The 24,486-nt window shown below is 71.2% G+C and carries 29 protein-coding genes and 2 pseudogenes; 15 read left to right on the plus strand and 16 right to left on the minus strand.

The features are described from left to right. Positions 1-90: 90 nt before the first annotated feature. Positions 91-654, plus strand: a complete 564-nt coding sequence (locus tag JHN45_RS14190; protein ID WP_268982257.1) for an alpha/beta fold hydrolase — start codon at positions 91-93, stop codon at positions 652-654. Next, entirely contained in the window at positions 651-1,508 is an 858-nt protein-coding gene (locus JHN45_RS14195) for an alpha/beta hydrolase family protein (protein ID WP_201049219.1), read from the plus strand. Before JHN45_RS14190 ends, JHN45_RS14195 begins: the two co-directional genes overlap by 4 nt. A gap of 13 nt (positions 1,509-1,521) precedes the next feature. Here JHN45_RS14195 and JHN45_RS14200 read toward each other — a convergent pair whose 3' ends face one another. The 3 genes from JHN45_RS14200 to JHN45_RS14210 form a co-directional block, all read right to left on the minus strand. Further along, positions 1,522-2,031 carry a nuclear transport factor 2 family protein gene (locus JHN45_RS14200; RefSeq protein WP_201049220.1) on the minus strand — a complete coding sequence of 170 codons (510 nt, stop codon included), beginning with the start codon at positions 2,029-2,031 and terminating at the stop codon, positions 1,522-1,524. A gap of 98 nt (positions 2,032-2,129) precedes the next feature. Continuing rightward, positions 2,130-2,504, minus strand: coding sequence for a nuclear transport factor 2 family protein (locus tag JHN45_RS14205; protein ID WP_201049221.1), 375 nt, complete (start codon positions 2,502-2,504; stop codon positions 2,130-2,132). A 36-nt stretch (positions 2,505-2,540) separates the two neighbouring features. Beyond that, complete coding sequence (locus JHN45_RS14210; protein ID WP_201049222.1) at positions 2,541-3,290, minus strand: SDR family oxidoreductase; 750 nt, start codon at positions 3,288-3,290, stop codon at positions 2,541-2,543. Positions 3,291-3,642: 352 nt separating this feature from the next. Between JHN45_RS14210 and JHN45_RS14215 the strand changes: the two genes are divergently transcribed. Continuing rightward, a complete protein-coding gene (locus tag JHN45_RS14215) occupies positions 3,643-3,963 on the plus strand; it encodes a CPCC family cysteine-rich protein (protein ID WP_201049223.1) in 321 nt (106 codons plus the stop codon). A 379-nt stretch (positions 3,964-4,342) separates the two neighbouring features. Continuing rightward, on the plus strand, positions 4,343-5,845 hold the full coding sequence (locus JHN45_RS14220; protein WP_234467754.1) for a hypothetical protein: 1,503 nt from the start codon (positions 4,343-4,345) through the stop codon (positions 5,843-5,845). A 110-nt stretch (positions 5,846-5,955) separates the two neighbouring features. Here the strand turns inward: JHN45_RS14220 and JHN45_RS14225 are convergent. After that, positions 5,956-6,264 (minus strand): annotated as a pseudogene (locus JHN45_RS14225) (substrate-binding domain-containing protein); the annotation flags it as partial. Here JHN45_RS14225 and JHN45_RS14230 point away from each other — a divergent pair. The 4 genes and pseudogenes from JHN45_RS14230 to JHN45_RS14245 form a co-directional block, all read left to right on the plus strand. Beyond that, positions 6,197-6,602, plus strand: a pseudogene (locus JHN45_RS14230) (Gfo/Idh/MocA family oxidoreductase); the annotation flags it as partial. The pseudogenes JHN45_RS14225 and JHN45_RS14230 sit on opposite strands and share 68 nt — an antisense overlap. Before the next feature lie 53 nt (positions 6,603-6,655). Beyond that, complete coding sequence (locus tag JHN45_RS14235) at positions 6,656-6,841, plus strand: hypothetical protein (protein WP_201049224.1); 186 nt, start codon at positions 6,656-6,658, stop codon at positions 6,839-6,841. Between the two features lie 125 nt (positions 6,842-6,966). Next, positions 6,967-7,206 carry a hypothetical protein gene (locus JHN45_RS14240; protein WP_201049225.1) on the plus strand — a complete coding sequence of 80 codons (240 nt, stop codon included), beginning with the start codon at positions 6,967-6,969 and terminating at the stop codon, positions 7,204-7,206. Between the two features lie 110 nt (positions 7,207-7,316). Beyond that, the gene (locus JHN45_RS14245; RefSeq protein WP_201049226.1) at positions 7,317-9,026 is read left to right on the plus strand and encodes a DUF4132 domain-containing protein; all 1,710 of its coding nucleotides are present in this window, start codon (positions 7,317-7,319) and stop codon (positions 9,024-9,026) included. A 22-nt stretch (positions 9,027-9,048) separates the two neighbouring features. Here the strand turns inward: JHN45_RS14245 and JHN45_RS14250 are convergent, their stop codons facing one another. Together JHN45_RS14250 and JHN45_RS14255 are read right to left on the minus strand one after the other, a co-directional pair. After that, positions 9,049-10,080: a zinc-binding dehydrogenase gene (locus tag JHN45_RS14250; RefSeq protein ID WP_201049227.1), complete on the minus strand. Its 1,032-nt coding sequence runs from the start codon at positions 10,078-10,080 to the stop codon at positions 9,049-9,051. A gap of 32 nt (positions 10,081-10,112) precedes the next feature. Next, positions 10,113-11,090, minus strand: coding sequence for an aldo/keto reductase (locus JHN45_RS14255; RefSeq protein ID WP_201049228.1), 978 nt, complete (start codon positions 11,088-11,090; stop codon positions 10,113-10,115). 144 nt (positions 11,091-11,234) lie between these two features. On the opposite strand from JHN45_RS14255, the gene JHN45_RS14260 reads away from it, so the two are divergent. Continuing rightward, positions 11,235-12,209 (plus strand): helix-turn-helix transcriptional regulator, encoded by a 975-nt coding sequence (locus tag JHN45_RS14260; RefSeq protein WP_201049229.1) that lies wholly within the window; start codon positions 11,235-11,237, stop codon positions 12,207-12,209. 125 nt (positions 12,210-12,334) lie between these two features. On the opposite strand, the gene JHN45_RS14265 is transcribed toward JHN45_RS14260, so the two are convergent. The 4 genes from JHN45_RS14265 to JHN45_RS14280 are packed head-to-tail and all read right to left on the minus strand — an operon-like array spanning position 12,335 to position 15,278. Further along, a complete protein-coding gene (locus JHN45_RS14265) occupies positions 12,335-12,616 on the minus strand; it encodes a hypothetical protein (RefSeq protein WP_200709758.1) in 282 nt (93 codons plus the stop codon). Between the two features lie 3 nt (positions 12,617-12,619). Then, positions 12,620-13,279, minus strand: coding sequence for an MSMEG_1061 family FMN-dependent PPOX-type flavoprotein (locus JHN45_RS14270; RefSeq protein ID WP_200709757.1), 660 nt, complete (start codon positions 13,277-13,279; stop codon positions 12,620-12,622). Positions 13,280-13,326: 47 nt separating this feature from the next. Beyond that, the gene (locus JHN45_RS14275; RefSeq protein ID WP_236583662.1) at positions 13,327-14,559 is read right to left on the minus strand and encodes a hypothetical protein; all 1,233 of its coding nucleotides are present in this window, start codon (positions 14,557-14,559) and stop codon (positions 13,327-13,329) included. Beyond that, positions 14,556-15,278 carry a hypothetical protein gene (locus tag JHN45_RS14280; protein WP_201049230.1) on the minus strand — a complete coding sequence of 241 codons (723 nt, stop codon included), beginning with the start codon at positions 15,276-15,278 and terminating at the stop codon, positions 14,556-14,558. The genes JHN45_RS14275 and JHN45_RS14280 overlap by 4 nt, the downstream gene beginning before the upstream one ends. A 93-nt stretch (positions 15,279-15,371) precedes the next feature. Here JHN45_RS14280 and JHN45_RS14285 point away from each other — a divergent pair, with 93 nt between their 5' ends. From JHN45_RS14285 to JHN45_RS14295, 3 genes are all read left to right on the plus strand, one after another. Then, positions 15,372-16,376 carry a Rieske 2Fe-2S domain-containing protein gene (locus JHN45_RS14285; RefSeq protein ID WP_236583663.1) on the plus strand — a complete coding sequence of 335 codons (1,005 nt, stop codon included), beginning with the start codon at positions 15,372-15,374 and terminating at the stop codon, positions 16,374-16,376. 142 nt (positions 16,377-16,518) lie between these two features. Next, the gene (locus JHN45_RS14290; protein WP_200709755.1) at positions 16,519-17,298 is read left to right on the plus strand and encodes an SDR family NAD(P)-dependent oxidoreductase; all 780 of its coding nucleotides are present in this window, start codon (positions 16,519-16,521) and stop codon (positions 17,296-17,298) included. A gap of 44 nt (positions 17,299-17,342) precedes the next feature. Continuing rightward, a complete protein-coding gene (locus JHN45_RS14295; RefSeq protein ID WP_236583664.1) occupies positions 17,343-18,299 on the plus strand; it encodes an NADP-dependent oxidoreductase in 957 nt (318 codons plus the stop codon). Between the two features lie 122 nt (positions 18,300-18,421). Here JHN45_RS14295 and JHN45_RS14300 read toward each other — a convergent pair whose 3' ends face one another. Next, positions 18,422-18,910 (minus strand): hypothetical protein, encoded by a 489-nt coding sequence (locus JHN45_RS14300; protein ID WP_200709754.1) that lies wholly within the window; start codon positions 18,908-18,910, stop codon positions 18,422-18,424. A gap of 420 nt (positions 18,911-19,330) precedes the next feature. Here JHN45_RS14300 and JHN45_RS14305 point away from each other — a divergent pair, with 420 nt between their 5' ends. Further along, complete coding sequence (locus JHN45_RS14305; protein ID WP_200709753.1) at positions 19,331-20,308, plus strand: PD40 domain-containing protein; 978 nt, start codon at positions 19,331-19,333, stop codon at positions 20,306-20,308. Here JHN45_RS14305 and JHN45_RS14310 read toward each other — a convergent pair. Next, a complete protein-coding gene (locus tag JHN45_RS14310) occupies positions 20,296-20,883 on the minus strand; it encodes a hypothetical protein (protein WP_200709752.1) in 588 nt (195 codons plus the stop codon). The two genes, JHN45_RS14305 and JHN45_RS14310, sit on opposite strands and share 13 nt — an antisense overlap. Positions 20,884-21,076: 193 nt before the next feature. Here JHN45_RS14310 and JHN45_RS14315 point away from each other — a divergent pair, with 193 nt between their 5' ends. Beyond that, entirely contained in the window at positions 21,077-21,928 is an 852-nt protein-coding gene (locus JHN45_RS14315) for an alpha/beta fold hydrolase (protein ID WP_200709751.1), read from the plus strand. Positions 21,929-21,981: 53 nt separating this feature from the next. Here the strand turns inward: JHN45_RS14315 and JHN45_RS14320 are convergent, their stop codons facing one another. Together JHN45_RS14320 and JHN45_RS14325 are read right to left on the minus strand one after the other, a co-directional pair. After that, positions 21,982-22,362, minus strand: a complete 381-nt coding sequence (locus tag JHN45_RS14320) for a D-alanyl-D-alanine carboxypeptidase (RefSeq protein ID WP_201049231.1) — start codon at positions 22,360-22,362, stop codon at positions 21,982-21,984. Next, on the minus strand, positions 22,359-22,508 hold the full coding sequence (locus JHN45_RS14325; protein ID WP_201049232.1) for a hypothetical protein: 150 nt from the start codon (positions 22,506-22,508) through the stop codon (positions 22,359-22,361). The genes JHN45_RS14320 and JHN45_RS14325 overlap by 4 nt, the downstream gene beginning before the upstream one ends. Before the next feature lie 42 nt (positions 22,509-22,550). On the opposite strand from JHN45_RS14325, the gene JHN45_RS14330 reads away from it, so the two are divergent. Next, a complete protein-coding gene (locus JHN45_RS14330) occupies positions 22,551-23,222 on the plus strand; it encodes a penicillin-binding transpeptidase domain-containing protein (protein WP_201049233.1) in 672 nt (223 codons plus the stop codon). Here JHN45_RS14330 and JHN45_RS14335 read toward each other — a convergent pair. Together JHN45_RS14335 and JHN45_RS14340 are read right to left on the minus strand one after the other, a co-directional pair. After that, on the minus strand, positions 23,209-23,961 hold the full coding sequence (locus JHN45_RS14335) for a hypothetical protein (protein WP_201049234.1): 753 nt from the start codon (positions 23,959-23,961) through the stop codon (positions 23,209-23,211). The two genes, JHN45_RS14330 and JHN45_RS14335, sit on opposite strands and share 14 nt — an antisense overlap. After that, positions 23,951-24,472, minus strand: coding sequence for a SigE family RNA polymerase sigma factor (locus JHN45_RS14340; RefSeq protein ID WP_200709746.1), 522 nt, complete (start codon positions 24,470-24,472; stop codon positions 23,951-23,953). Before JHN45_RS14340 ends, JHN45_RS14335 begins: the two co-directional genes overlap by 11 nt. Positions 24,473-24,486 lie beyond the last annotated feature (14 nt).

Here is a 24,486-nt window from a genome sequence, read left to right on the forward strand (position 1 = left end):
ACCGTCTCTCCCACCCGCGCGAAGACGCTCATACGGTCGACCGGTCGACGCCGGCATCCGCCAGCACCTCCCGAACGGACGGAAGAGCCGATGACCGTTTTCAGCGATCACAGCATCGAGCTTTCGCACCTGCCTTTTCACTGTCGCGAGGCGGGTGATCCCGATGCGCCGCCCGTCGTTCTGCTGCATGGCCTCATGTACGACGCCCGGGACTGGGACGAGATCGCGGGTTTCCTCGCCGAGGACTACCGCGTACTGGCCCTCACCCAGCGCGGCCATGGCGAAAGCGCCTGGCCCGGCAAGTACTCCTTCGAGCTGGGATGCGGCGATCTCGAAGCCTTCACCGACGCGCTCTCCCTGGAACGGTTCACGCTGATCGGCCACTCGATGGGCGCACGGGTCGGGTGCGTCTTCGCGGAGAAATGGCCCGAGCGGATCGAGCGGATGGTCTGGGAGGACACCGCTCCCATCGACGTGGACTTCCCCGAGGGCTCGGAGGAAGTACCGGGGGCGGCACCTTTCGATCTCTCCGCGGCCACTTCACTGGTGCACCAGATCCACCACCCCGATCCGGCCTGGTGGAACGACCTTCCCAAGATCACGGAGGAGTACAGCGAGCTGCTGCGGAAGTTCCTGAAAGTGGATCCCTCATGACTGCGAACCGCATCACGCTCAACCTCGGGGACACCTGGATCACCGGCATAGAGGAAGCAGGCCGTCCCGGGATGTCGTTGCTGGTCTGCCTTCCCGGAGGCGGCTACAACGCCTCGTACTTCGACGTGCCCGGGTATTCGCTGATGGACGCCGCGCGACGCGAGGGCTTTCCGGTGGTGTCGCTCGACCGTCCGGGCTACGGCGGCAGCACCGCGCTGAAGGGGGAGATCTCCTTCCGCCGGAATGCTCAAGCACTCCAGGAGGCCATCACCGAACTCTGGCGCCGACACCTCCCCACCGCCCCCGGGATCGTCCTCGTCGGACACTCGGTAGGCGGTGCGATCGCGCTGCATCTGGCGGCCGGTGATCGCACCTGGCCGCTCCTCGGCGTCTCCGTCACCGGAATCCACCACGAGTCGCGGCGGTCGAACGAAGCGCTGAAGTCAGCGCCGCCGGGCAGCTCGATGGAGTTCAGCCGCGAGCACCTCCTGCGGTTCATGTACGGACCGGAGGACACGTACGACCCGGGTGTGCTCGACCTCGCGAAGCACACCGAGTCGCCCGTTCCCGTAGCGGAGCTGGTGGAGGTGGCGGGCCAGTGGGGCACGGATTTCGCGGGGATCACCGCGAAGATCGAGGTACCCGTCCACTACGGGCTGGCCGAGCACGAAGGGTTCTGGCACAGCAGCGACGCATCGGTCGCCGCCTTCGGGAACGCCTTCACGGCCGCACCCTCGGTGACTGCCCGGCGCGTCCTGGGCAGTGGCCACAACATCGACCACCACTACGTCGGCGCGGCCTTCCACAAGGAACAGCTCGACTTCGCGAGGGGGCTGATCTCCCCCGCCCAGTAGATGTCGGCCAGGTTCAGAACATGGTGTTGTCGTTCGCGGACGTCTCCGGGATGTCCTGGATGACGTCCCAGTGCTCGACGATCCTGCCGTCCTCGAACCGGAAGATGTCCATCACCGCGGCACCGCGGTCGGCCGAGTCGTAGGTCCTCTTGTAGTGCACCGCCACCAGGTCCTTCTCGCCGAACACCCGCTTGAAGTCGAACCTCAGCTCCGGGGACAGGGTCGTCCGCCACGTCACGTACGCGACGAACGGCCCCGTTCCGTCGGCCGACAGCGGGTTGTGCTGGATGAACCGCGCGCCCACGTACCGGTCGGCTGCCTCCTGGGGTTGCTTCTTGTTGAAGGCCAGGTCCAGGAAGGCGACGGCGACACGCTTGTTGTGCTGCACCTGGCTCTCGGGCCGGTGTCTCCTGTCGTCGGATTCCGGACGGGCGGAAGCAGTACCCGCGGTGGCCAGTGCGACCGCGGCGGACGCGCCGAGAGTCGCGGCGACGGCGGAGCGGCGAGAAACAGGGTTCTTCATGATCATCTCCCGAGGTGGGGACCGAATTGATGCGCGTGCGGCGCCTTCGCCAGGGCGGCCACTACGAGGCCGAGGCCGTGGACACGTGCCCCTGACGGTCACTTGAGCTGTATGACCCGCTTGGAGATGCGCCAGCCGTCGGCCGTGCGGCGCAGCTCGTCGGCGTGGACGGCGCTGACGACGGTGCCGCCGACGAGGCCCAACGCCTTGGAACGGACCCGGACTTCGTCGCCCGGACCCTCCGACACGACGATGTTCGTCGTGTGATGGGCGCTCGCGTGCCCGTCGGCGCTGAGGACGGAAGTGATCGCCTCCAGCCCGACGACCGGGGTGAAGCCGAAGACGCTGCCGTCCCATTCCGCGTCTTCGGTGAGGACTTCGCCGAGCCGGTCCAGTTCGCGGTCGTCCATGAGATGGCCCCACAGGGCGAGCACGCGCGCTATTTCGACGGTGTCTTCACGGGTGGGTCGCATGCCGGATCTTCCTGTCCCTGTCCCTGTCCCTGTCGCTCAGACGCCGCTGAGGAGGGCGAGGACGTTGTCGTAGGAGCCGTTGGCCTCCGCGTCGCGCACGAACCGGGCGCGTTCTACGACGAGTTCCTTCGCGTCGGGGTTGTCGCGCAGGATCCCGAGGGTCTCGTCGAGGAACTCGTCCAGCGGCATGGAGTTCTCGTCGTCCTGCTGGCCCAGCAGGGTCGTGCGCACGCCGGGCGGGGCCACCTCGATCACCTGCACGCCGGCGCCTGCCTGCGCGAGCTGCACACGCAGGCTCTCGGAGAAGGAGTGCAGCGCGGCCTTGGTCGCGTTGTAGGTCGGGGTGATCGGCAGCGGTACGAAGGCCAGCGCGGAGGTGACGTTCACGACGGCCGCGTCGGGCTTACCCACGAGCAGCGGCAGGAACGCGTACGTCACCCGGATCGTGCCGAGCAGATTGACCGTGACGTGGTCCTCGGCGACCGGGAGCGAGGCCGGGTCGAGGAGGTTCTCCTTCAGCATGATGCCGGCGTTGTTGACCAGGACGTTCAACTCGGGGTGACTGGCCGCCACGGTCTCATGGACCCGGGCGATCGAGTCGGGGTCCGTGACGTCGAGGACGAGGGCCTCGATGCCCGGGTGCTCGGCCGTGATCTCGTCCAACAGCTCCTTGCGCCGGCCGGCGACGATCACCTTGTTGCCGGCCTCGTGCAGACGCAGGGCCAGGCCGAGGCCGATGCCCGAGGTGCCGCCGGTGATCAGGATCGTGTTGCCGGTCATCTTCATGGGGGTCTCTCCTTCGCTACGGCGGACCGGTGAGCGCCCGCAGCCCCGACCGTAGGAGCGTGCGCAGAGAGGCGGGAGAGGAAGGTTTATCCATGGATCGGCGGTCTCTGCCTGGTGGAGGCCGTGTCGCCGACCGTCGCGCCCGCCCAGAAGATGAGCGCATCGGTCCCACCAAGAAGAACCGACGCCTCTTCGACATCACGGCACAGAGCGTGCGGGACGGTCCTGGACGCGCGCCCGCGCTGGGCGGTCGCCGCTGCTTGATCGGCGACTCGTGCGAGCTGGCTCCTGCCTGGCAAGCCCCCGTTAAAAGCCTTGGGCCCTTGCGGTGTTGGTGGACGAGGATGCAACTGTGACCTTCATCAATGTCCGAGGCGACGCCAAGGACGGACCGTACCGCTGCCCTTGCTGCGGCTTCATCACCCTCGCCGAGCGCGGAGCGTACGAGATCTGCCAGGTCTGCTTCTGGGAGGACGACGGCCAGGACGAGCACGACGCGGAAGAGGTCCGAGGAGGCCCCAACCACGGTCTGAGCCTCCGAGAGGCCTGCCGCAACTACCAGGAGATCGGCGCGTCCAACGCGCGGCGCACCCAGTTCGTGCGAGCCCCGCTCCCCCACGAACACCCCGACAGCGGCACACAGTACGGAACGGGGACCGTCCACGCCCACTGACAAGCGCAGGGACGCAGTCTGCCTCCGCACCACAACCGCACCACAACCGCACCAGATCCAGCGGGGAACAGCGGGGAACCACGGTGAAAGCAACCGAGCCCGACGAGGCCGCACCCGAACCGTTCGCCCAGGTCAGCAGCCTGGGGCTTATCTGTTGGCCGGGGCGCATTCGCGAGGCCACAGCCCGAGCGCCGACATCGGCATCGGCATCGGCATCGGCATCGCCGACGCCATCGGCATCCCCGGTGAAGGCCTGCGAAGGGTCAGCCGGGGGCCGGTGCCGGCAACAGGTACCCCCCGCGCTACGGTGTCGTGTTCATGTCGCGCACCTATGGGGGGTTTGATGCGGCGAACCACGGCAGTCGCGAGTGTCGTCACCATGCTCGTGCCGCTTCTCCTGGCCGGTGTCGGCGCTTCCACGGCGTCGGCCGCGGCCAATGGCTCACTCACCGTCAGGACGTTGGACCGGAGCGGCAAGCCGGTCTACGCCCAGGTGGCGGTCTACAACACCAGCACGAACGACTTCCGCTTCATCGAAGGCAACAAGAAGACCTCGCTGCCCAAGGGCAGTTACGAGCTCGCCACCTCCTTCACCGGCGGCAACGGCGAGGACGGCATCGTCGGCGGCCACAGTGTGAAGGTCTCCGGGGCCACGACGACCACGTTCGACGCCCGGAAGGGCCGTCCGGTCAAGGTCTCGATCAGTCCCGCCCCGGGCAGCGGATACGACCGCACGGTCAGCGCGGCCGTCTGCGCCACCGACAACAGCCCGGCGACCATGAGCACGTCGGCCGCGCCGGGCGACCTGTACGTCATCCCGAACAGCAGCAAGGCGTACGAGCTGGCCTACGGCACCACGTACGAACCGCGGTCGACGACCGGCGGCGACTTCTGGCTGGCCTCCGCCACGCACAGCCGCGGTGTGCCGTCCGGGGTGTCCGCGACACTCAGGAAGTCGGGGCTGACCACCCTCAAGGTGTACGCGCGTTCGGGTCCCGACAGCGGGCAGGCGCGGTTCTCGTTCAACGGCGAGCCGACGGGCGGCTCCGGCTGCTCGTCGTCCATGGACATCCTCGACATCCAGCGCGACCTGCCCAACTCCTTCTCCGTCCACGTCCCGGCCGGCCAGTGGACAGTGGGCCAGCAGGCCAACGACTTCATCTACGGCGGCTCCCACAAGTACGCGGCCGGCAAGACCGCCACGCTGGCCCTCGGCCACGCGGTCTGGGGGCCGGGCGGGCAGTTGCCGTACACCTGGTACCACCAGCTGTACTTCGGGGACGACAACCCGTTCGCCGACCCCACGCTTACGGCGGGCGGGGTTCTGGCCTCCGGCACGGTGAAGCTGACGCACGCGGGCAGGACGCTCTACTCGCACAAGTACAGCCCCTCGCAGGAGCTCGGCGCGCAGCCGCGGATTCCGGGGTCGGGCTGGTACACGATCACCGAGACCGGTCACCGCGACCATCTGCCGGCCGGTTCGCTGTCGACCTCCTCCAGCCTCTCTCTGCACTTCTACGCCGACGCCGGCAAGAACCAGCAGATCCGCGCCTACATCACCCGGTTCTCGCCCGGGGCGCTGAACTCCAGGAACCAGGCGGCCGCCGGGTCGACGACGACCGTCGGCCTGGGCATGCAGCGCAACGGCACGGGCGACAGCACGATCGGCCGGCTGTCGGACAGCGTGAAGTCCGTACGCGCCTGGTACACCACCGACAACGGCTCCACCTGGCACGCCGTCACCACGAAGCTGTCCGGCGGCAGGTGGACCACTACCGTCCACAACCCGGCCGCCGGCCGCGTCGGCCTGCGCTCGACCGTCACCGACACCCACGGCGACAGCTCGACGACCACGGTGTACAACGCGTACGCCGTGGCCTGAGGACCGAGGACCGCCCTCCCACGAGAGGGCGAGAGAGCCGGTTCAGGACGCCCGAGGCGGAGCCGTGGTGCCGCGGGTGACGAGGTGGGGGGGATGACGATCTCCGTGTCGTCGAAGCCGACGACCGAGATCTCGCCGGGTACGGCGATCCCGGCGCGCAGGAAGATGTCGAGGACGCCGATCGCGCAGTGGTCGTTGAAGGCGAGCACCGCGGTGGGCCGGGAGGCTTCGGCGAGCAGCGTGCGGGCGGCGGCGCCGTGCTCCTCGGTCAGTCCGCCGCGGACCAGGCGGGCCCGTTCGTCGAAGCCGTGGCGGTTCATGGCGGCGCGGTAGCCGCTGCGCCACTCGGCCGCGCCCGAGGGGCTGGCCGACCCGCAGTTCGTCGTCTTCCAGACCGACGGCGGCACCTTGGTCCACATCGAGATCTACGTCAACTCCCGCCCCGGCTACCAGGTCCAGGCCGAAGCGGTGTGCGAGAACGGCGCCGCCCGCATCGGCGAGGGCCACGGAATGCTCGGCACCGCCGACGGCCGTTGGGGCGGCACGGTCACCTCCCGGCTTCGTCGAGCGCTTCGAGGACGCCTACGACCGCCAGGTCCAGGCATGGGTCGACGCCACCCGGCGCGGCGAGGTCACCGGCCCCAGCGCCCGGGACGGCTACGCGGTGGCCGCGGTCTGCGAGGCGGGCGTCCGCGCCCGGACCGAGCGCGGCCCCGTCGAGGTGCAACTGGTCGAGCGCCCCGCGCTCTACCGCTGACCACCCGCCGCCCGTCGCTCAGACTCCCCCACCCACAGAACCGGAGACCCCGCATGAAGATCGGCCTGAACACCGACAGCGTCGGTCGGCTCACCCTCGACGAGACCCTCGACCTGACCGCCGAACTCGGCCTGGACTGCGTCGAGTTCGCACCGGAGCCTGGTCCACCGGCCCTCACGTCGACCTCGACCGACTGCTCGCCAGCGACACCGCGCGCCGCGACCTGCTCGCCGAGGTAGCCGAGGTCGCCGAGGTCGCCGACCAGGGCCTCACCATCAGCGCCCTGACCTGCTCGGGCAACCCCCTCCACCCGGGGCCGAGCGGACGCGAACACGACCGGGGCATCCACAAACTCGCCCTCGAAATGCACGCCCACCAGGCCGTCCACAACGCCCCCCTGCTCCGCCTGCGCGAGGCGATCTACCACGTCCACGCGAAGGACACCCGCCTCGAACCCTCCCGCCAGGCCCTCACCGGCCGCCTGGAAACCCTCCCCGTCATGGCCGCCGAGGACCGCTCCTGGAACCACGGGACGACAGCGTGTTCCCCACCCCAACCGCCGTGCCGTCCAAGGAAGTTGGTCACAGGGACGGGCAGCCCGTGAGGATATTCCGGCGCCGGGTGGGGAAGGGCACCTGCACGGAGGTGGGGCCGATGTGGCCATGGTGGGCGAGAGACCGGTCGTATCCCCACCGGGCCCGGAACGATGCCGTGGTGCCGCCGTTGCCCGCGGCGTTGCGGAAGGCCGCGGCCCGGGCGCGGCGCCGTGACCTCGGGCAGCATCCGAGGTGGGAGGAGGAGGTCCGGCGCGGCATCGTCCTGGCCCCGGCCGACCCCTCCCAGTGGAGCCACAGCCACCGTCTCGTCGACTCCCTCGAACCCCGGGACCGCCGGCGGCTGGGGCTGGCGTTGTTGAGCAACCCGCACGACACCCGGGGCGACATCTGCATGGAGGCCGCGCTGACACGGCACCCGTGCGGCTGGTCCCCGGAGGAGGCCGAGGAACTGCTGGCCCTCGCCCTGGCGGAGTCGGATCACGACCCCTACGGGTTCCACCGGGTGTGCCGTTGCCTGGGGTTGCCGCTCGCCGCCGTACGGGAGCAGGAACCGTCCGAACGGGCCCGCTACCGGCCTGGGTTGCGGGCCGTCCTGCTGGGCGCCCGCGACCACCACGACTCGGCCCGCTCCGAGCAGTGCCGCTGGCATCTCTCGGTCGAGGAGGCCACCGGCCTGCTGGACCTGCCGTACGACCGCGAGGTTCTCGAGCGGCTGCCGCGGGTCCTCCCCGTCGGGGACAACGGCGGCAACCGGGCCCTGGCCGAACTGGGCACGCTGGTCTTCGAACCCGGCGTGCTGGACCTGCTCGCGGTGCTGCTCGGCATTGACGGTTTCCGTCCGGCCCAGCCCTGGCTCGGCCAGGTCCGTGAGCGGCTGGAGCTGCTCGCGGTCGCCCCCGAGGTCGTGGGCGCCCTGCTGCGCATGGACACGAGCCGGCCCGACCACCTGACGGAATCAGCGTTCAGCAGGCAGCGGTACGTCCACGACGAGGCGAAGCTCATGGCCGGCGCCGCCTGGGCGGCCTGCCTCACCGGAGACCCGGCCCTCATCGGGCTGGTGGCCGCGCAGGCCCTGGGCCGCGGCCTCGACCGGCGGCTTCCGGGCCTTGCGGACCGGGACGTTCTGCCGGCACGGGCGGGTGTCACCGCCCTGAGTGCCGCGGCCGGCATGCCCGGGCTGGGGCGGCACCGCAGGGCACTGTCGGGGCTGCCGCCCGAGGCGGTCGCCGCGGCCCGCGCCGCGCTGGACGCGATCGCCGACGAGTTCCTGTCGGAAGGGGCCCGCGAGATCGCCCTCGACCACCACACGGCCCACCTGGCCGTGCGCCCGGACGGTTCCGTCGGCGTGGAGATCCGCACCGACCGGGGACAGCCGGTGACGTCGTACGGGATGCGGCACCTCAACGGGAGATACGTCCTCGAACTGACCGCTCTGCGGCTGCGGCTGCCGCGGCTCGCCGCGGAGGCCGATCGCGTGTGTGGTGTTCTGGCCGAACTCCTCGCCACCGGAACCGAGTTGACCGGTGAACCGTTCGGCGCGCGCTGGCTCGACCACGACGTCGCCGGGCCGCTCTGCCAGGCCCTGGTCTGGGAGGCAGACACCGTCGACGGCACCTTCACCGGGCTGCCCGTGCGCGGCCCCGGCCGCCGGTGGCTGCTGCGGGACATCCGGGGTCGGACGCACGAGGTCACGGCGACCGACACGCTACGGCTCTGGAACCCGGTCCACGCCGACCGGGCCCAGATCCGCGCCTGGCAGGTCCATCTGGAGCTCGGCGACCTGAGACAGCCCATTCGCCAGGTGCCCGTACGACGGGGTGCGTCCCGCCGCGCGACGGGCGACGCCAGGCCACCGCGGTCGTCCTGACCGACGCCCGTCCGCACCGCCGTCACGGGGTGATCAGGGCCTTGAGAACCTCGCGGTCGGCCATCGCCCGGTACGCGGCCGGGGTCCCGTCCACGGGGAAGGTGCGGTCGAAGACCCGGCCGGGCGTGATCGTGCCGTCCAGAACCTCGGGCAGCAGTTCCTCGATGTAGGCGCGGGCGGGGCTGACGCCGCCGGTCAGGGTGATGTTGCGCCTGAAGACGGCCGGGCCGATCGGGCCCTCCGTGTACTGCGGGGCGCCGAGTCGGCTGATGGTGCCGCCGTCCCGGACCGCGCCGAGCGCGGTGTCCAGGCTCGGGCGGGTGCCGACCGCCTCGATCACCTTGTCCACACCGCCGCCGGTCAGTTCGCGGATACGCGCGACGCCCTCCTCGCCGCGTTCGGCGACGACGTCGGTGGCCCCGAACTCGCGGCCCAGGCCGGTGCGTTGCTCGTGGCGGCCCGCGAGCACGATCCGTTCGGCACCCAGCCGCCGGGCGGCGATGACCGCGCACAGGCCGACCGCGCCGTCGCCGACGACGAGCACCGTGTCGCCGCGGCCGACGCCGGCGGTGACCGCGCCGTGGTGGCCGGTGGTCATCACGTCCGACAGGGCCAGCAGGGACGGCAGGAGGGCCGAGTCGGCGGCCACCGGGAGCCTGACCAGGGTGCCGTCCGCGTACGGGACGCGGACGGCCTCGCCCTGTCCGCCGTCGACGCCCGCGAAGCCGTAGCGACCGCCGTTGCGGCAGGAGGTCTGCAGGCCCCTGGCGCAGTAGTCGCAGGTGTTGTCGCTGTACGTGAACGGCGCCACGACCAGGTCACCCGCCTTCAGGCCGGTCACCTCCGCGCCGGTCTCCTCCACGACACCCAGGAACTCGTGTCCCATGGGGCGGCCGGTGTCCGTGGCCGGCATCGACCGGTACGGCCACAGGTCGCTGCCGCACACACAGGCGGCGACGACGCGGACCACGGCGTCGGCGGGCTGGACGATCTTCGGGTCGGGCCGGTTCTCGACGCGGACGTCGCCGGCTCCGTACATCACTGCTGCACGCATGACAGGGGTTGCTCCAGACAGTGGGCGGACGATCAGCGTTCGAGCATCCGCGCCTGGGCCTCGGTGTGGGTGTCGCCCGCGGCGGGCGGCAGGCTGCTCAGCTTGTCGAGCTGCTCGGCGGTGAGGGTGACGGCGTCGGCGGCGGTGTTCTCCTCGACGCGGCCGACCCGCTTGGTGCCGGGGATCGGGGCGATGTCGTCGCCCTGGGAGAGCAGCCAGGCCAGCGCGATCTGGGCGGGGGTGACGCCGACCTCGCCGGCCAGGGCCTTGACCTCGTCGGCGAGAGCGAGGTTGCGGTCGAAGTTCTCGCCGCTGAAGCGCGGGTTGTCGCGCCGGAAGTCGGAGTCGTCGAACTGGTCGGTGGAGCGGATGGTGCCCGTCAGGAAGCCGCGGCCCAGCGGGGAGAACGGCACCAGGCCGATGTTCAGCTCCCGCAGCACGGGCAGGACACGGTCCTCGATCCCCCGGGTCCACAGCGAGTACTCCGACTGCACCGCGGTCACCGGCTGCACGGCGTGCGCGCGCCGGATCGTGTCCGGGCCCGCCTCCGAGAGACCGAACGCCCGCACCTTGCCCTCGGCGATCAGCTCGCCCACCGCGCCCGCGGTCTCCTCGATGGGCGTGTTCGGGTCGACGCGGTGCTGGTAGTACAGGTCGATGTGGTCGGTGCCCAGCCGCTTGAGGGAGCCCTCGACGGCGGCACGGATGTTGGCGGCGCTGGAGTCCTGGTTCCAGGCGCCCGCACCGGCGTGCGAGACCAGACCGAACTTCGTGGCCAGCACCACCCCGTCCCTACGGCCCTTCAGGGCCCGGCCGATCAGCTCCTCGTTGATGTAGGGGCCGTAGATCTCGGCGGTGTCGATGAGCGTGACGCCCAGCTCCAGGGCCCGGTGCACGGTCCTGATCGACTCCGCGTCGTCGGTGCCGGAGCCGGTGTAGCCGTGGGACATGCCCATCGCGCCGAGGCCGATCCGGGAAACCTCCAGGTCACGCAGTTTGATGTAGTGCATTTCGCCCTCTCCGGTCCGTCGCGGCGTGCTTCCCCTCCACCTTCGCCCGGATCACGGCGATGTGGCAGGGCGGGCTCTTCAGGGGTAACGACAGGGCCCCCCACCCGCCTGCGCGACGCGTGGGGAGCGGGCGAGACTGGAGGCATGGCAACCGAGAGCGCGCACAGCGAGGGCGCCGAGCTGGGCCGCTATCTGCGCGCCCGCCGCACCCAGACCAGCCCCGGCCACGTCGGCCTCACCGTCGGCGCGGGCATCCGCCGCACCCCCGGGCTGCGCCGCGAGGAGTTGGCCACGCTCGCCGGCATCAGCATCGACTACTACGTGCGGCTGGAGCGCGGCAAGGAGACCCGCCCCAGCCCCGCCGTCCTCGACTCGCTCGCCCGCGCCCTGCACATGGACGACCAGCAGCACCAGCACCTGCGCGAACTCGCCGCCCGGGCCGCCCGCTACGCCCCCGAACCACCGCCCGCGCCCAGCCGCACGGTCCGCCCCCACCTCAAACTGCTGCTGGAATCCCTCCGCCCCAACCCCGCGTACGTCATCAGCCGCAGCCTGGACCTGCTGGCCTGGAACCCCGGCGGCCTCGCCCTCTACGCGGGCCTGGACGACTGGCCGGTCAAGCAGCGCAACCTGGCCCGCTACTTCTTCCTGCACCCCGCCGCCCGCGACCTCTTCGGGGACTGGGAACGGCAGATCGCCACCTGCGTCGCCCGCCTGCGCGCCATCGCCGGCACCGCCCCCGACGCACCCGACCTCACCAACCTCGTCGGCGAACTCCTCCTCAAGAGCCCCGACTTCGCCGGCCTCTGGGAGCGCTACGAGGTCACCGGCCGCAAACCGACCCACAAGACCTTCCACCACCCCCAGGTCGGCACGCTCACCCTCATCTCCCAGTCCCTCCACATCGAAGGCACCCCCGGCCAGCGCATCGGCGTCTACACCGCCGAGCCCGGCAGCCCGGACCACGACGCGATGCTGCTGCTCGACAGGGTCGACATGGGTGGCATGGATGGCATGGATGGCATGAACGACGTGGGTGGCGTGGACGACGTGAGTGGCGTGAGTGGCGTGAGTGGCGTGGGTGACCTGACCGCACCGCGACCGGCTCAACGGCCGTAGCCGGGCGGCCGGGTCTCCGCCTCGCAGGAGGCGGGCAGCCGCTGGTCAACTTCCACACGGCGGGCACGGGTTCCCTGGTGCCGGTTCGCGGTCATGGTGCCCCGGGACTCGAACACCCTGGACGTCTACGTCACTCCGGACGCCGGCCGGACCTGGACCGGCCCGGCGACGATCTCCACCCCGGGCGCTCTGAGGCCGGCGATCGACTTCGGCGCGAACGGCGATCTGGGGGTCATGTGGCGGACCACGATGCTGTCGAGCAGCCAAGGCCGCCGCCGGTCGACCACCCGCAGCCGGCTCAGGATCCGCGGCAGCGTGCGCGTGACCGGGTGCGCCGAGACGGCGTCGGCGCCTGGGCCGGGGGCCGCCAGGTCGGGTGCCGGGCCGGGGGCCAGTTCAGGGGCCACCCGTCACTCGTACCGGTACTTCAGCGCGTCCGCCTCCCTCTGCTCGATGTCGGCGATCGTCAGTTCCGGCATCCGCAGTTGGGCGAGCGTGACCTCGGCCGAGGCCGGCTGGGCGTCGGCCGGGAGCCACTGCTCCGGCTTCCAAGCCCCGCTGCGCAGCAGGGACTTGGGGCAGTGCGGGTAGACCTCGTCGATGCCCACCACCAGCGCGCTGGCGGGCGGCTTGCCCACGGCGGTCAGTTGCGACAGCAGCTCCGGGTGGGTGGAGACGCAGGCCCGGCCGTTCACCCGCAGTGTGGTGGTGCGCCCGGGGATGACGAACAGCAGCCCGGCCCGGCCGGTGGCGATGACGTTCTGCAGGGTGTCCAGGCGCTTGTTGCCGGTCGCGTCCGGTATCGCCACCGTCCGTGCGTCCAGGACGGTGACGAAGCCGGCGGGACCGCCGCGCGGGGAGACGTCGCACCTGCCCTCGGCGTCCGCGCTGGCGACCATGACCAGTGACGAGCAGCCGATCAACTGCCTTGTCTGCTCGGTGAGTTCGGTCATCTGCTTGCGCACGGCGGCTTCGCCGGGGAGGTCGTAGACCCGGCGCAGCGCGTCCTGGTCGGACACGGCGTCGAGACGGAGCAGGTCGAAGGCACTACCGGCAAGAGGCGTCGTCATGCCTCCGACCCTACGACTCCGAGGTGGCGACCTGCCGTGCTCGGCGATCAGGCGGAGAACCCCCGACCGCCGTCGCCACCGCCACCGTCACCGCCACCGTCACCGCCACCGTCACCGTCGTCATCGACGAGCTGCTGGATCGCGGAGAGGATTCCCTCGACGGCGGCGGGCTCCGCGGCGAGGGCGGTCAGGGCGACGGACGGCCAGCCGTTGTAGCCCTTCGCGGGCAGCGCCTCCAGTTTCTCCGTCAGGCCGGGGAGGGCCGGCAGGGCAGCGGCGAACGCCGCCGCCCGCCCGAGGCCGAGGTGATAGGCGATCGAGCCGAAGGCGAAGGAGAGGTCGTCCTTCGCCGGGTCCTCGCGCAGGGAGAGTGTCGCGACCGGCACGTCCCGGCCGCCGGAGGCGCGGTAATACATGCGCATGCTGCGGTACTTGGCCGTCCCGCACTCCAACCGCCCCTCGGCCGCCGCGTGATCGAGCAGGGCGGTCGCGGTCCGCCGTACGTCCGGGTCGGTGCGCGACGCGATCGCCGCGTCCATGTCGGCCCGGGTGGTCCGCTGCGTGGTGCGGTGCCCCGAGGGGGACTTGGCCGCGGTGGCGACCTCGCCGTGCACGCGGGGGACGAGGACACGGAGGTCGCCGCCGCCTCGGTACTGGGTCAGCTCGACCGCGTACACGTCGGTCTGCCGCAGCTGCCGGTTCAGGAACTCGACGATCGCCCGCAGCTCCAGCGGAATCTGGTCGGCGACGAACAGCAGCCGCATCTGCCCGGCGGCCAGCCGTTCCTCGACGGTCGTCCAGAACTCCTCCGCGGAGCGGTCACCCCGGTCGCCCTGGTCGCCCCGGTCGCCGAGGAGTTCCCCGTACGCCTCCTCCAGCGACCGGCCGTCCTTGGCGCAGGTCTCCTCGAAGGAGCGCCGCAGCAGTGCGGCCGGCCAGTAACGGGCCGCGTTCGCCGCGTAGTCCAGCATCTGGCCCACGACCTCGCGCCGGATCCGGGTGTCCGTGGCCCGCTTGACCTCCACCAGGGTCGGCACACCGTCGGCGTCGACGAAGAGATGGTCAAGCCAGTACGCCGGGCCACTCTCCGCGCCCGTCGGCACCCCCATCTCCCGGGCCACCAGCACCAGCCGCAACGGCCGGCCGTCGGCGAGCGAACCGAAGTCCAGCACCCGAGGATGCCGCGCGAGCAGTTCCTGGAACTCCGCCTCGGTCTCGAACCCGGCCCGCTCCAGAGCCTGCAGTCCCTCCCCCAGGACGAACACCGGCTGATTGGTCATGTGCTTCCACCCCCGCGCCCCGTACCCCACTCAGTCAAGTCGTAGACGGTACGACAGTAGGGGTCGTGGACGTCCTTGCGCAGACGGTCCGACTCCCCCGCCAGGAGGACCGGCAGCGCCGCGTGGACCGCCGTCACGCCGGCGACGACCGCGCCGTTCTCGTCCCGCAGCGGGAGGTCGACGCCGAAGGGCGGGGCGTTCTTAGAGTCGGGGGTGTCCAGGTACAGGCGGCACGTCTCCTCGTCGAGGAGGAGGAAGCCGCGGAGTCGCAGTTCCGCGGGTTCGTCCGGTTCCGGCGGGACGGTGAAGGCCTTGGCAGCCGCGTGCAGCGCGTCCGTCAGGTGGAAGCGCGGTCGCTCGACGAAGGCGTGGACGGCGGCGGACGCGTCGAGCACCGGAATGCCGAAGGCATCGCGCGGCGCCCGTTCGACCTCGGGGCCCGAGAGGTCGGCGAGTGCGTGGCGCAGGGCCGCCGCCAGGTCCCCCGACGGGATGTTCCCGCCGTACCGGTCGGTGAGCGGCAGATCGAAGGCGACCGAGCTGTCGAGCCGTCGTCCGTCCCATACGACGACGCGGCCGACGTCGCTCCGTTCCGGGGGCGTCACCACTCCGCGGACGAGCCGGACCTCCGGTCCGAGCGTGAACGCCGTTGCGTGGCCCAGCAGTTGATGTACCAGTCCGGCCTGCAGACCGGAAAGACCCGCCTCGTCCCACGTCATCGACAACTGTCCCCGCCTCCGCCTCGAATACTCCGTCACACCTGGTTCAACGCGTGGGGACAGCCCACCGCCCGCCCTCGCTAGCATCTGGCCATGCCTTTACGTCGGCGCCATGACAAGCTCGCCGCCCTGCCCCGCGATCCACGAGCCGACGACTACCCGATGCCGACCGTCCCGTACGGCTGGTACGCCGTGCTCCGCAGCGACGAGCTCCGGCCGGGCGAGGTCGTCAGCCTCCACTACTTCGGACGGGCGCTCATCGCCTTTCGCGGTGCGGACGGTCGAGCCGCCGTACGGGACGCGCACTGTCCGCACTACGGCGCGCACCTCGGTGCGGGCGGGAAGGTCGTGGACGGGTCGGTGGAATGTCCGTTCCACGGGTGGCGGTTCGGGCCGGACGGGGAGTGCGTGGCGGCGCCGTTCGCGCGCCGGACTCCGAAGGTGGCCCTCGGCGGCTTTCCGGTCCGTGAGCACAGTGGGCTCGTCCTGGTCCACTGCGGGCCGGGCGAACCCTCGTGGGAGGTGCCGGAGATCCCGGAGGCCGCGTCCGGGCGGTTCGCCAGGCCGATCGACGACGTCTGCCGGGCGCGCATCCACATCCAGGAGATGCGCGAGAACATCGTCGACGAGTCCCACTTCCACTTCCTGCACGGCCAGAGCGAACCCCTCGTCCAGGACTGGCGGGCCGACGGCCCCTTCGCCGAGGCCCGCGGCCGGATCCGGCGGCGCGTCCTCGGCCGGGACATCGACAACAGCTTCGACGCGTTCATGTACGGGCCGGGCGTCATGGTGGTCCGCACCCACGGCCCCGCCCTGTCGGTGACCGCCGTCGCCCTCACCACCCCCGTCGACGACCGCACGAGCGAGATGCGGATGCTGTACTACATCCGCAGACCGGACCGGTTACCGTTCCTGACGCCCCTGCTCAAGCTCGTGTTCCGGACGCAGGCCCTGGGCGAGGTGCGCGAGGAGCTCCGGATCTGGGACCACAAGATCCACCGGCCGCACCCGGTCCTGCTCCCCCACGAACAGGGCATCAAGGCGTTGCGCCGCTGGTACGCGCAGTTCTACGACGGCGGCCCGACCGCGAGTGCCTAGGCAGGAGATCCCGGCCGTTCCGCCGATAGGCCGACGGTTCACGGCGTGGTGGGCGCATGCTCGTGTCGGGACCGTGCTCGACGCCGGCAGGCGACCTCGCCGACCGGCGTGTGGAATGTAGGCAAGGACGGGAGAACTCACGATGGATCTCGGACTGAACGGACAGGTGGCCGTGGTCACCGGTGCCAGCAGGGGGATCGGGCTGGCGGTCGTACGGGCGCTGGTCGCGGAGGGCGTCACGGTCCATGCCGGGGCCCGGCACTCCTCGGCCGGGCTTGAGGAGCTGGCCGCGACGGGAAGCGTGCGGATCGTGCCGGTCGACCTGGGCGAGGCGTCGGGACCCGCGCGGCTCATCGAGGCCGCGGGCGACCGGATCGACATCCTCGTCAACAACGTGGGGACCGCTCCGGCCCGTACCGGAGGATTCCTCTCGGTCACCGACGAGGAGTGGCTCACCACCCTGAACCTCAACCTGATGGCGGCCGTCCGTACGACCCGCAGCGCCCTGCCGGTGATGCTCGCCCGGGGCCGAGGCTCGATCGTGAGCATCTGCTCGGTCAACGCGGCGCTCCCCGACCCGGCGGTCATCGACTACAGCGCCTCGAAGGCGGCCCTCGCGGGCTTCTCCAAGGCCCTGTCCAAGGAGGTCGGCCCGAAGGGGATCCGCGTCAACACCGTCAGCCCGGGTCCGGTCGAGACCGATCTCTGGCTGGGCGAGGGCGGGGTCGCCGCGACGGTCTCCGAGGCGACCGGCCTGAAACCCCAGGACGTCATCGACAACGCCGCGCGGACGACGGTGACCGGCCGTTTCTCCCGCCCCGCCGAGATCGCGGACGTGGTCCTGCTGCTGTCCGCGGACCGGACGGCGAACGTCACCGGCGCGGACATCACCGTCGACGGGGGCTTCATTCCCACCTGGTGAAACACGGACGGGCGGATCCGCCCCACCCAAGGAGTGATCGACCTATGACCACCATGCGTGCCGTACGAGCCCACGAGCGAGGCGGGCCCGAGCAGTTGACGTACGAGTCGGCTCCGCGTCCCGAACCGGCGCCCGGCGAGGTCCTGGTCGCGGTGCGCGCCGCGTCCATCACCTCGGGCGAGCTGGACTGGGACGCCAGCTGGACCGACAGCCTCGACGGGACGGGGCGCGACCGCACGCCGGTCGTCCCCTCCCACGAGGTCTCCGGGGTGGTGGCCGAACTCGGCGCCGGCGTCAGCGAGTTCGCGGTCGGCGACGAGGTCTACGGCCTGATCCCCTTCACCCGTGACGGAGCCGCCGCCGAGTACGTCACCGTCCCCGCGGACGTCCTCGCCGCCAAGCCCGCCCGGCTGGACCACGACAGCGCGGCGGCCGTACCCCTCGCCGCGCTCACCGCCTGGCAGGGGCTGGTCGGGCACGCGGCACTGGCGTCCGGGCAGCGGGTGCTGGTCCAGGGCGGTGCCGGGGGCGTCGGTTCCTTCGCCGTCCAGATCGCCGCGGCCCTGGGCGCGCGGGTGACGACCACCGCCCTGCCGCAGGACCGCGCGTTCGTCACCCGGCTCGGCGCGGAGCGGGTCGTCGACTACAGCACCGAACGTTTCGAGGACCAGGTCACCGATGTGGACGTGGTGTTCGACGCGGTCGGCGGCGAGACCCAGTCCCGCTCCTGGGCCGTACTGCGTCCCGGCGGCACCCTCGTCAGCATCGTCCAGCCCCCGGATCCCGCCGCGAGCACCGACGCCACCGCACGCGGTGTCTTCTTCGTCGTCGAACCGGACCGCGCCGGCCTGGAGGCCGTCACCGAACTGATCGACGGCGGCCGGCTCACTCCGGCGGTCGACCGCGTCGTACCCCTGGCCGAGACCCGGGCCGCGTACGAGTCCCTCGCCAAGGAACACCGGCGCGGCAAGATCGTGCTGCATGTGGGGGACGGGGGCTGACGCCGAGCGACGGGGACCGTCTCCGGCGGGGGCGCCGGAGGTGCCGGACCAGTGGGCCGCGCGACCGCTGGTCCGCGAGGGACGGCAAGCCGTCCGAAGCACCGGGCTCTTCGGACGACAATTCAGTCCACGGGAACGAAACCACCGCGTACGCGCAGCGGCAGGCCAGGAATGATCAGCTCGCCTTCCACTTGGCGGAGGAGCCAGTCCGGGACGCTCTCCTCGTACTCCTCCCACTCGGCCCACTGGCGGAACCACACGCCGATGCGCCATGTGCCCTCGGCTCCCCCCACCAGAAAGCAGGCATCGCCCTCCACCGTGCTCGCCCACTGGACCATGCCGTCGTCCTCGGGGAACACGGGATGGGGGATCGTGTCGGGGACGAGCTCCTGGTAGAGCGGGGCCATGCGCTCGATCGTCGCAAACATGTCGAGCGTGGCGGACCGCGGATGCAGCACGTTGAGGAAACCGCCGACGATGCCCGGACCGAACCCCGCCACGAACTCCTTGAAGTCCATCGGCAGCGGCCCCGTCACGGCTTCCAGCTCCTCCCAGGCCTCCACCCCGGAGTAGCCGCGGGGCGCACCGAAGCAGGCCTCGAGATCACTCATCGGCAGCATGATCGGTCCCTCTCCGCCGGCTTCTCACAAGCCGCACACTACGAGCCGAACGTCTCGACGTCTTGAGATCGCACGGCCGAGCAGTTCGGAGCAGTTCGCATCCGGACCCATCCGTGCGGGCGCCGACTCCGAATCACGGGTGAGGGACACGGAGCGGTGCCCTTACCCGTCGCCCGGCTGTGGCTGGGACGCTTCGGCCGGGCGACGAGGCACCGCCCTATTGCACACCTGTGACAGCAGACGCACAGCCCCGTCACCCGTCGCGGGAAGACTCCGTCCTGTCGCGAAGGGCAGCATGCCGAGCGGGCTGGTTCAGGTTCCGCCGAGCGGGCCGGTTCGGGTTCCGGGGACGGCCGGCGGTTCCCGCGTATCTCTCGTCGCAGTGTCACTCACATCACTGGGGGAACCTCGATGTCCGCTCGTCACCGCCGGCGCACCGGCGCGACCATCGTCACCGCGGGTGCCGCCGCCCTGCTCGCCCTGTGCGGGACGGCCTGCGCCGCGCCGGCCGCCCCGTCCTCCGGCGGAGCCAAGGGCAGCGCGGCGATGGTCGCCGCGGCCGCGTCCACCCACACGCTCACCGTGCCCCGGGGGCTGACCCTCAGCAACGGCACCCGCCACGTGATCGTCAACGGCAGGTCGATCGACTTCGGTACCACGGTCCGTGACCTGGCCTGGAACCCGAACGGCAGCAAGGCCGCGTTCATCGACGGGCACGGCAACCTCGTCGTCTCCAACCCCGACGGCACCCACCGTGTCACCGTCGCCGCCAACCCGGGCGGGCAGACCTGGTCGCACCCCACCTGGCAGGTGACCGCCGCCGACCGGACGAACCAGATCCCCGCGAAGAACAACATCGTCTTCTCGGCGAAGATCCACGGCAGCACCGTCCTGGAGGGCGTCAAGGCCACCGCCAACCACGGCAGGCCGGCCAGGATCAGCCTGAACGGCGAGGCGGGGGAAGGCGCCATCCCCCAGACCGACAACACCTGGCCGAACGTCGGCGGCAAGTACGGCTCGGCCGTCTACGAGAACACCCGCACCGGCGAGGTCTACATCCGCGACGACTACCTGCGGCAGCAGGGCGGCGCGCTGGCCAAGGGTTCCGAGCCCGCGCTCTCCCCGGACAACGAGGAGGTCGTCTTCGTCCGTTCCGTGCACGGCCACGACCACCTCTTCGTCGAGGATCTCGGCAGCTCCACGAACACCGTCAAGGACGTCACCCCGACCGCGACCACCGACTACACCGAGCCGACCTGGTCCCCCAACGGCAAGACGATCGCCTTCCGCGCCCCGACCGGTACGTACACCGTCACCAAGGGCGCCCACGGCTTCGGCAGGCCCGTGAAGGTCTCCACCCACACCGGCCTGCCCGCCTACCGCGGCTGACCGCCGCCCAACCGCCCGCCCGAGCGGGCGAGTTCGGCCCGCAGCTCGGGCAGGTGCTGGTCGGCCGTGTCGTGCGGCAGGTACTCGACCACGTCGAGAAAACGGAACAGGACCTGGGTCTTGGTGACGGCGAACTCGTAGTCGCCGAACCCCACCACGGCACCCATGTCCCCACGGACGGCGCCCCGGACGACATGAGCGGTCATGTCGTCCGGGCTTTCCGCCGTCAGCCCCCGCCGCGCGTTGGGGCGGGCCAGATACGGGCAGACCATCGAGGCGTAGAGCATGCACGCGCGGTGCCCCGGAGCCTCCAGCGTCGCCGCCATGTTGCGGTACGGCCGCCCGGCGTCGAGCGCCGTACGGATCGCCGCGCTCTCCGCGGCGCCGACCACCCGCCACACCGGCCCCTTGGGCATCAGGGTGTCGCAGACGGAACACAGCCGCCGCCGCGCGCACTCCGCGCTGCGCCCGTAGTCGGTGAGCGCGAACTGCGGTTCGTCGCCCTCCCACGGAGTGATGGCGGGCACGGGATAGCCACGGCTGTCGCGAGGCCTGGCCCCGACGGTGGCCGGCATGGGAACGGAATCGAATCGCACACCTCATGGTCGGCCACGCGAGCGCCCGCCGCGAGGGTCGACCGGACATTCACCGGCCCGGTGCCCGCCCGTCCGCCGCCCCGGAACTAGGTCATTGTGCAGATGCCTCCGCGCGACCGCTCCTCCTAGGGTCCATGACATGCCACACCGACCCAGCCGCCCGAGGAGTCCCATGAGTTCCGATGTTTCCCGCCGTCAGGTGCTCGCCGCCGGAGCGGCGGTGGCCGGGTCGGCCGCGCTGGTCGCCGGTGGCGCGGGAACGGCCGACGCGGCGAGTGCCCCGGCCGGTACGAGCAAGGAGAAGTCCAAGGTGAAGCCCACCATCGTCCTCGTGCACGGCGGTTACGCCGACTCGTCGTGCTGGAACGCCACCATCAAGGAGCTGCAGCACAAGGGCTACACCACGATCTCCGGTTCGAACCCGCTGCGCGGCATCCCGACCGACGCCCCCTACATCGCGAGCCTGCTGGACTCCGTCAGCGGACCGGTCGTCCTGGTCGCGCACTCCATGGGCGGGACGGTCATCACCAACGCCGCCGCCGGCAAGAGCAATGTCAAGGCGCTCGTCTACGTCGCCGCGTTCGTGCCCGAAGTCGGCGAGACGCAGGGCGAGTTGATCACCAAGTTCCCCGGCAGCGAGGTCGAACCGGTGAGCGTCCCGGTGCCGTACACGAAGGCCGACGGGACGACCGGCATCGACCTGTATCTGAGCAAGGACGGCCAGGCGGCGTTCGCGGCCGACATCTCCACCGCCGACTTCAAGGTCCTCCAGGCGACCCAACGGCCGTTCGACGCCGACTCGTTCACCTTCCCGACCACGGCCGCGGCCTGGAAGACGATCCCCGTGTGGGGCCTGGTCGCCGGTCAGGACAAGGCGATCCCGCCGGCCTGCGAGCGCTGGATGTACAGCCGCGCGAACGCCCGCAAGGTCGTCGAGGTCCCGGGCTCCTCGCACGTCGTGATGCTCAGCCACCCCAAGATCGTGGCCGGTCTCATCGAGGACGCCGCCAGGGCGACCGCCTGACCCGCACGACGAACGCCCCGGTCCACGGCCACGGACCGGGGCATTCCGGCTGTCTACCAGCAGCCCTCGACCGTCGCCGCGAGACCGTCCAGGCCCTGGGTGACGGTCGCGGTCGGCGCCGTGCCGTTCTCCACGAACGCGAAGCTCTTCCAGCGGCCGTCCGCGCCCTTGGTGACCCCGGCCAGCGCGGACACATCGCTCAGCGTGCCGGTCTTGGCGTCGACCTTTCCCACGGCGCAGGAGGCGGGGGTGCTGGTGAAGCGGCCGTAGGAGGTGCTGAGGGTGCCGTCGACGCCGGCGACCGGGAGGCCCTGCAGGATCGGCCACAACTTGGCCTGGTAGCGGGTGTCGACGGTGAGTCCGGCGATGGCGGAGAGCGCGTCGGCGGTCATCCGGTCGCTGCGGGAGAGGCCGCTGCCGTCGTACTCCTTCACGCCGGTGAGCGGGATGCCGTACTGGGCAGGGCCTCGACCCGAAAACCCGCGCCGCCGACCGCTACGTCCAGGTCGGCGCCGCCACCGTCCGCCCCGAGGACGGCGCCCTGCTCGCCCTGTACGGCGGCCCGGACGCCACCCAGCACTTCACCGACAACGCGGACACCTCCGGCGTACCGGCCGGGTCGGTGTTCAAGCCCTTCGCGCTCGCCGCCATCGTCGACGGCGAGCGGGGACCCCGCCCCCTCCACTGGCCGGTGACGACACCGCCACCCGGAATCGCCGCCATGCAGAGCGCGTTGGTGACCTCGGCGCACGCGCCCTTCGTCCAACTGGGCAAGTCCATAGGCTGGGTCTGGATCCGGAACGCGGCCGTCAGGGCCGGGCTGCTGAAGAGCAGCATGGCTCCGCTGGAGCAGACCTTCCCGATCGGCACCTCGACCCCCAGCGCCATCCGGACGGCCGACGCCTACGCGACCTTCGCCAGCAGCGGCAAGCAGAACGACCCCTACTCGGTGACCGGGGTGCTCCGGCACGGCGAGCCGGTCCCCGGTCTCCAACACCCGGACGCACGGACCGCGTTCACTCCGGGGGTGGCCGCGATCGTCGACAGGGTGCTGCAGGGTGTCGCCTCCCGGAACGGTTCCCAGAAGATCGTCCCCGGCTCCGCGTCCGTCGCCACCGGCGCCGACGACCTGACCAAGTCGGCCTGGTTCGTGGGCTGCACGAAGGACCAGTCCACCGCGATCACGCTCTTCCGCAACAAGCCCGGCGAGGCCCCGCTGCTCTCCCTCAAGGACACGGGCGGCAGGGCCCGGTTCATGGGCTACGACGGGGACTTCGCGCTCAATCGCCGGTGACCGAGATGACGGTGCCGATCTTCGCATCCTGGTAGAACCACTTGGCGTCGGCGCCGTCCAGGCCGATCCAGCCGCCGGTGCCGCCGGTGCCCTGCGCGCCGAGGGTCTTCCCCTTGTAGGAGCGGGTGACGCCGACGTAGACCGGCGTGTTGTCGGCGTCACGCAGTTCGACCGCGAGCGTGACCTCCGTGTACAGGCCCACTCCGTCGGTGGAGTCGGTGACGGTCACCACCTTGGTGTCGTGCTTCCCGTACACGGTCAACGGCCCGGCGAATGCGGGGCTGTTGGACGAGTCCAGGGTCAGCGGCATGACCCGGCCACCGAGGTACAGGGCACGCTTGGTGAGTTCCAGCGTGCCGGTGGCGGGCACCGCGGCGACGGGGGTCGACACCGCGGCGGAGGCGGAGGCGGAGGCGGAAGGCGAAGGCTCGGGTGAACGCGGCTGCGCCTGTTCCTGCGACGGGACGGCGGGCGCGGCGGCACCCGGGAGCTGACGGTCGTCGTCCTTCCCCGTGAGGTCCAGGGTCAGCGCGAAGCCCACCAGGGCGAGAGCCATCGCCCCCGCGCCCAGCATGCCGGCCGTCCGACGGCGCGCCCGGCGCACCGCACGGCCGCGGACCTGGGCGCCGGTGAGGACCGGACGGGTCTCCTGTTCGGCGGCCAACTCACGCAGCGCGACCGAGAGTTCGTCAGTGTCGTCCATGAACCCGTTGGATCCGCTGGAGAGTTCATCCGACACGGCCGCTCTCCTTCCGATTCCGGACCGGCACGTCCGCCTCGTCCGGACCCAGCTGCTTCGCCAGCGCCGCCCTTCCCCGGTACAGCCTGGCCTTGACCGTCCCCACGGGCGCACCCGTCTCGGAGGCTATCTGCTCGACGCTCACATCACACAGATGGTGCAGGACGATCACCATCCGTTGCGCCGTGGGCAGTTGGCGCAGCGCGGCGACAAGTGCCGTGTGATCGGGGCCGGGTCCGGGCGTGGACTCGGGCGGCGGTGTGCGGCGCACCAGCTCCAGCCAGCGTCTGGCCCGGCGCCAGCGGCTGACCGCCAGTCGCATGGCGACGGTGCGTATCCACGCCTCGGGCGCCTCGTCCGCGAGGAAGTCCCCGCGCCGGTCCCAGGCCCGTACGAACGCCTCCTGGACCACGTCCTGCGCCTCCTCGCGATCCCCGGTGAACGCCGCGAGCTGGCCGGTCAGACGGGGGAACGCGGCGGCGTAGAAGGCGTCGAACTCGTCCTCGGTCATGACCTCACCGGCGT

This window comes from Streptomyces sp. MBT53 (assembly GCF_016654115.1).
In the GTDB taxonomy this organism is placed as follows: domain Bacteria; phylum Actinomycetota; class Actinomycetes; order Streptomycetales; family Streptomycetaceae; genus Streptomyces.

Bases quoted from the DNA above. Each gene is read 5' to 3' on its own strand.
- JHN45_RS14190 (WP_268982257.1), top strand. From the start codon at position 91: ATGACCGTTTTCAGCGATCACAGCATCGAGCTTTCGCACCTGCCTTTT.
- JHN45_RS14195 (WP_201049219.1), top strand. From the start codon at position 651: ATGACTGCGAACCGCATCACGCTCAACCTCGGGGACACCTGGATCACC.
- JHN45_RS14200 (WP_201049220.1), bottom strand. From the start codon at position 2,031: ATGAAGAACCCTGTTTCTCGCCGCTCCGCCGTCGCCGCGACTCTCGGC.
- JHN45_RS14205 (WP_201049221.1), bottom strand. From the start codon at position 2,504: ATGCGACCCACCCGTGAAGACACCGTCGAAATAGCGCGCGTGCTCGCC.
- JHN45_RS14210 (WP_201049222.1), bottom strand. From the start codon at position 3,290: ATGAAGATGACCGGCAACACGATCCTGATCACCGGCGGCACCTCGGGC.
- JHN45_RS14220 (WP_234467754.1), top strand. From the start codon at position 4,343: ATGCTCGTGCCGCTTCTCCTGGCCGGTGTCGGCGCTTCCACGGCGTCG.
- JHN45_RS14235 (WP_201049224.1), top strand. From the start codon at position 6,656: ATGAAGATCGGCCTGAACACCGACAGCGTCGGTCGGCTCACCCTCGAC.
- JHN45_RS14240 (WP_201049225.1), top strand. From the start codon at position 6,967: ATGCACGCCCACCAGGCCGTCCACAACGCCCCCCTGCTCCGCCTGCGC.
- JHN45_RS14250 (WP_201049227.1), bottom strand. From the start codon at position 10,080: ATGCGTGCAGCAGTGATGTACGGAGCCGGCGACGTCCGCGTCGAGAAC.
- JHN45_RS14255 (WP_201049228.1), bottom strand. From the start codon at position 11,090: ATGCACTACATCAAACTGCGTGACCTGGAGGTTTCCCGGATCGGCCTC.
- JHN45_RS14260 (WP_201049229.1), top strand. From the start codon at position 11,235: ATGGCAACCGAGAGCGCGCACAGCGAGGGCGCCGAGCTGGGCCGCTAT.
- JHN45_RS14270 (WP_200709757.1), bottom strand. From the start codon at position 13,279: ATGACGACGCCTCTTGCCGGTAGTGCCTTCGACCTGCTCCGTCTCGAC.
- JHN45_RS14275 (WP_236583662.1), bottom strand. From the start codon at position 14,559: ATGACCAATCAGCCGGTGTTCGTCCTGGGGGAGGGACTGCAGGCTCTG.
- JHN45_RS14280 (WP_201049230.1), bottom strand. From the start codon at position 15,278: ATGACGTGGGACGAGGCGGGTCTTTCCGGTCTGCAGGCCGGACTGGTA.
- JHN45_RS14285 (WP_236583663.1), top strand. From the start codon at position 15,372: ATGCCTTTACGTCGGCGCCATGACAAGCTCGCCGCCCTGCCCCGCGAT.
- JHN45_RS14290 (WP_200709755.1), top strand. From the start codon at position 16,519: ATGGATCTCGGACTGAACGGACAGGTGGCCGTGGTCACCGGTGCCAGC.
- JHN45_RS14295 (WP_236583664.1), top strand. From the start codon at position 17,343: ATGACCACCATGCGTGCCGTACGAGCCCACGAGCGAGGCGGGCCCGAG.
- JHN45_RS14300 (WP_200709754.1), bottom strand. From the start codon at position 18,910: ATGAGTGATCTCGAGGCCTGCTTCGGTGCGCCCCGCGGCTACTCCGGG.
- JHN45_RS14305 (WP_200709753.1), top strand. From the start codon at position 19,331: ATGTCCGCTCGTCACCGCCGGCGCACCGGCGCGACCATCGTCACCGCG.
- JHN45_RS14310 (WP_200709752.1), bottom strand. From the start codon at position 20,883: ATGCCGGCCACCGTCGGGGCCAGGCCTCGCGACAGCCGTGGCTATCCC.
- JHN45_RS14315 (WP_200709751.1), top strand. From the start codon at position 21,077: ATGAGTTCCGATGTTTCCCGCCGTCAGGTGCTCGCCGCCGGAGCGGCG.
- JHN45_RS14340 (WP_200709746.1), bottom strand. From the start codon at position 24,472: ATGACCGAGGACGAGTTCGACGCCTTCTACGCCGCCGCGTTCCCCCGT.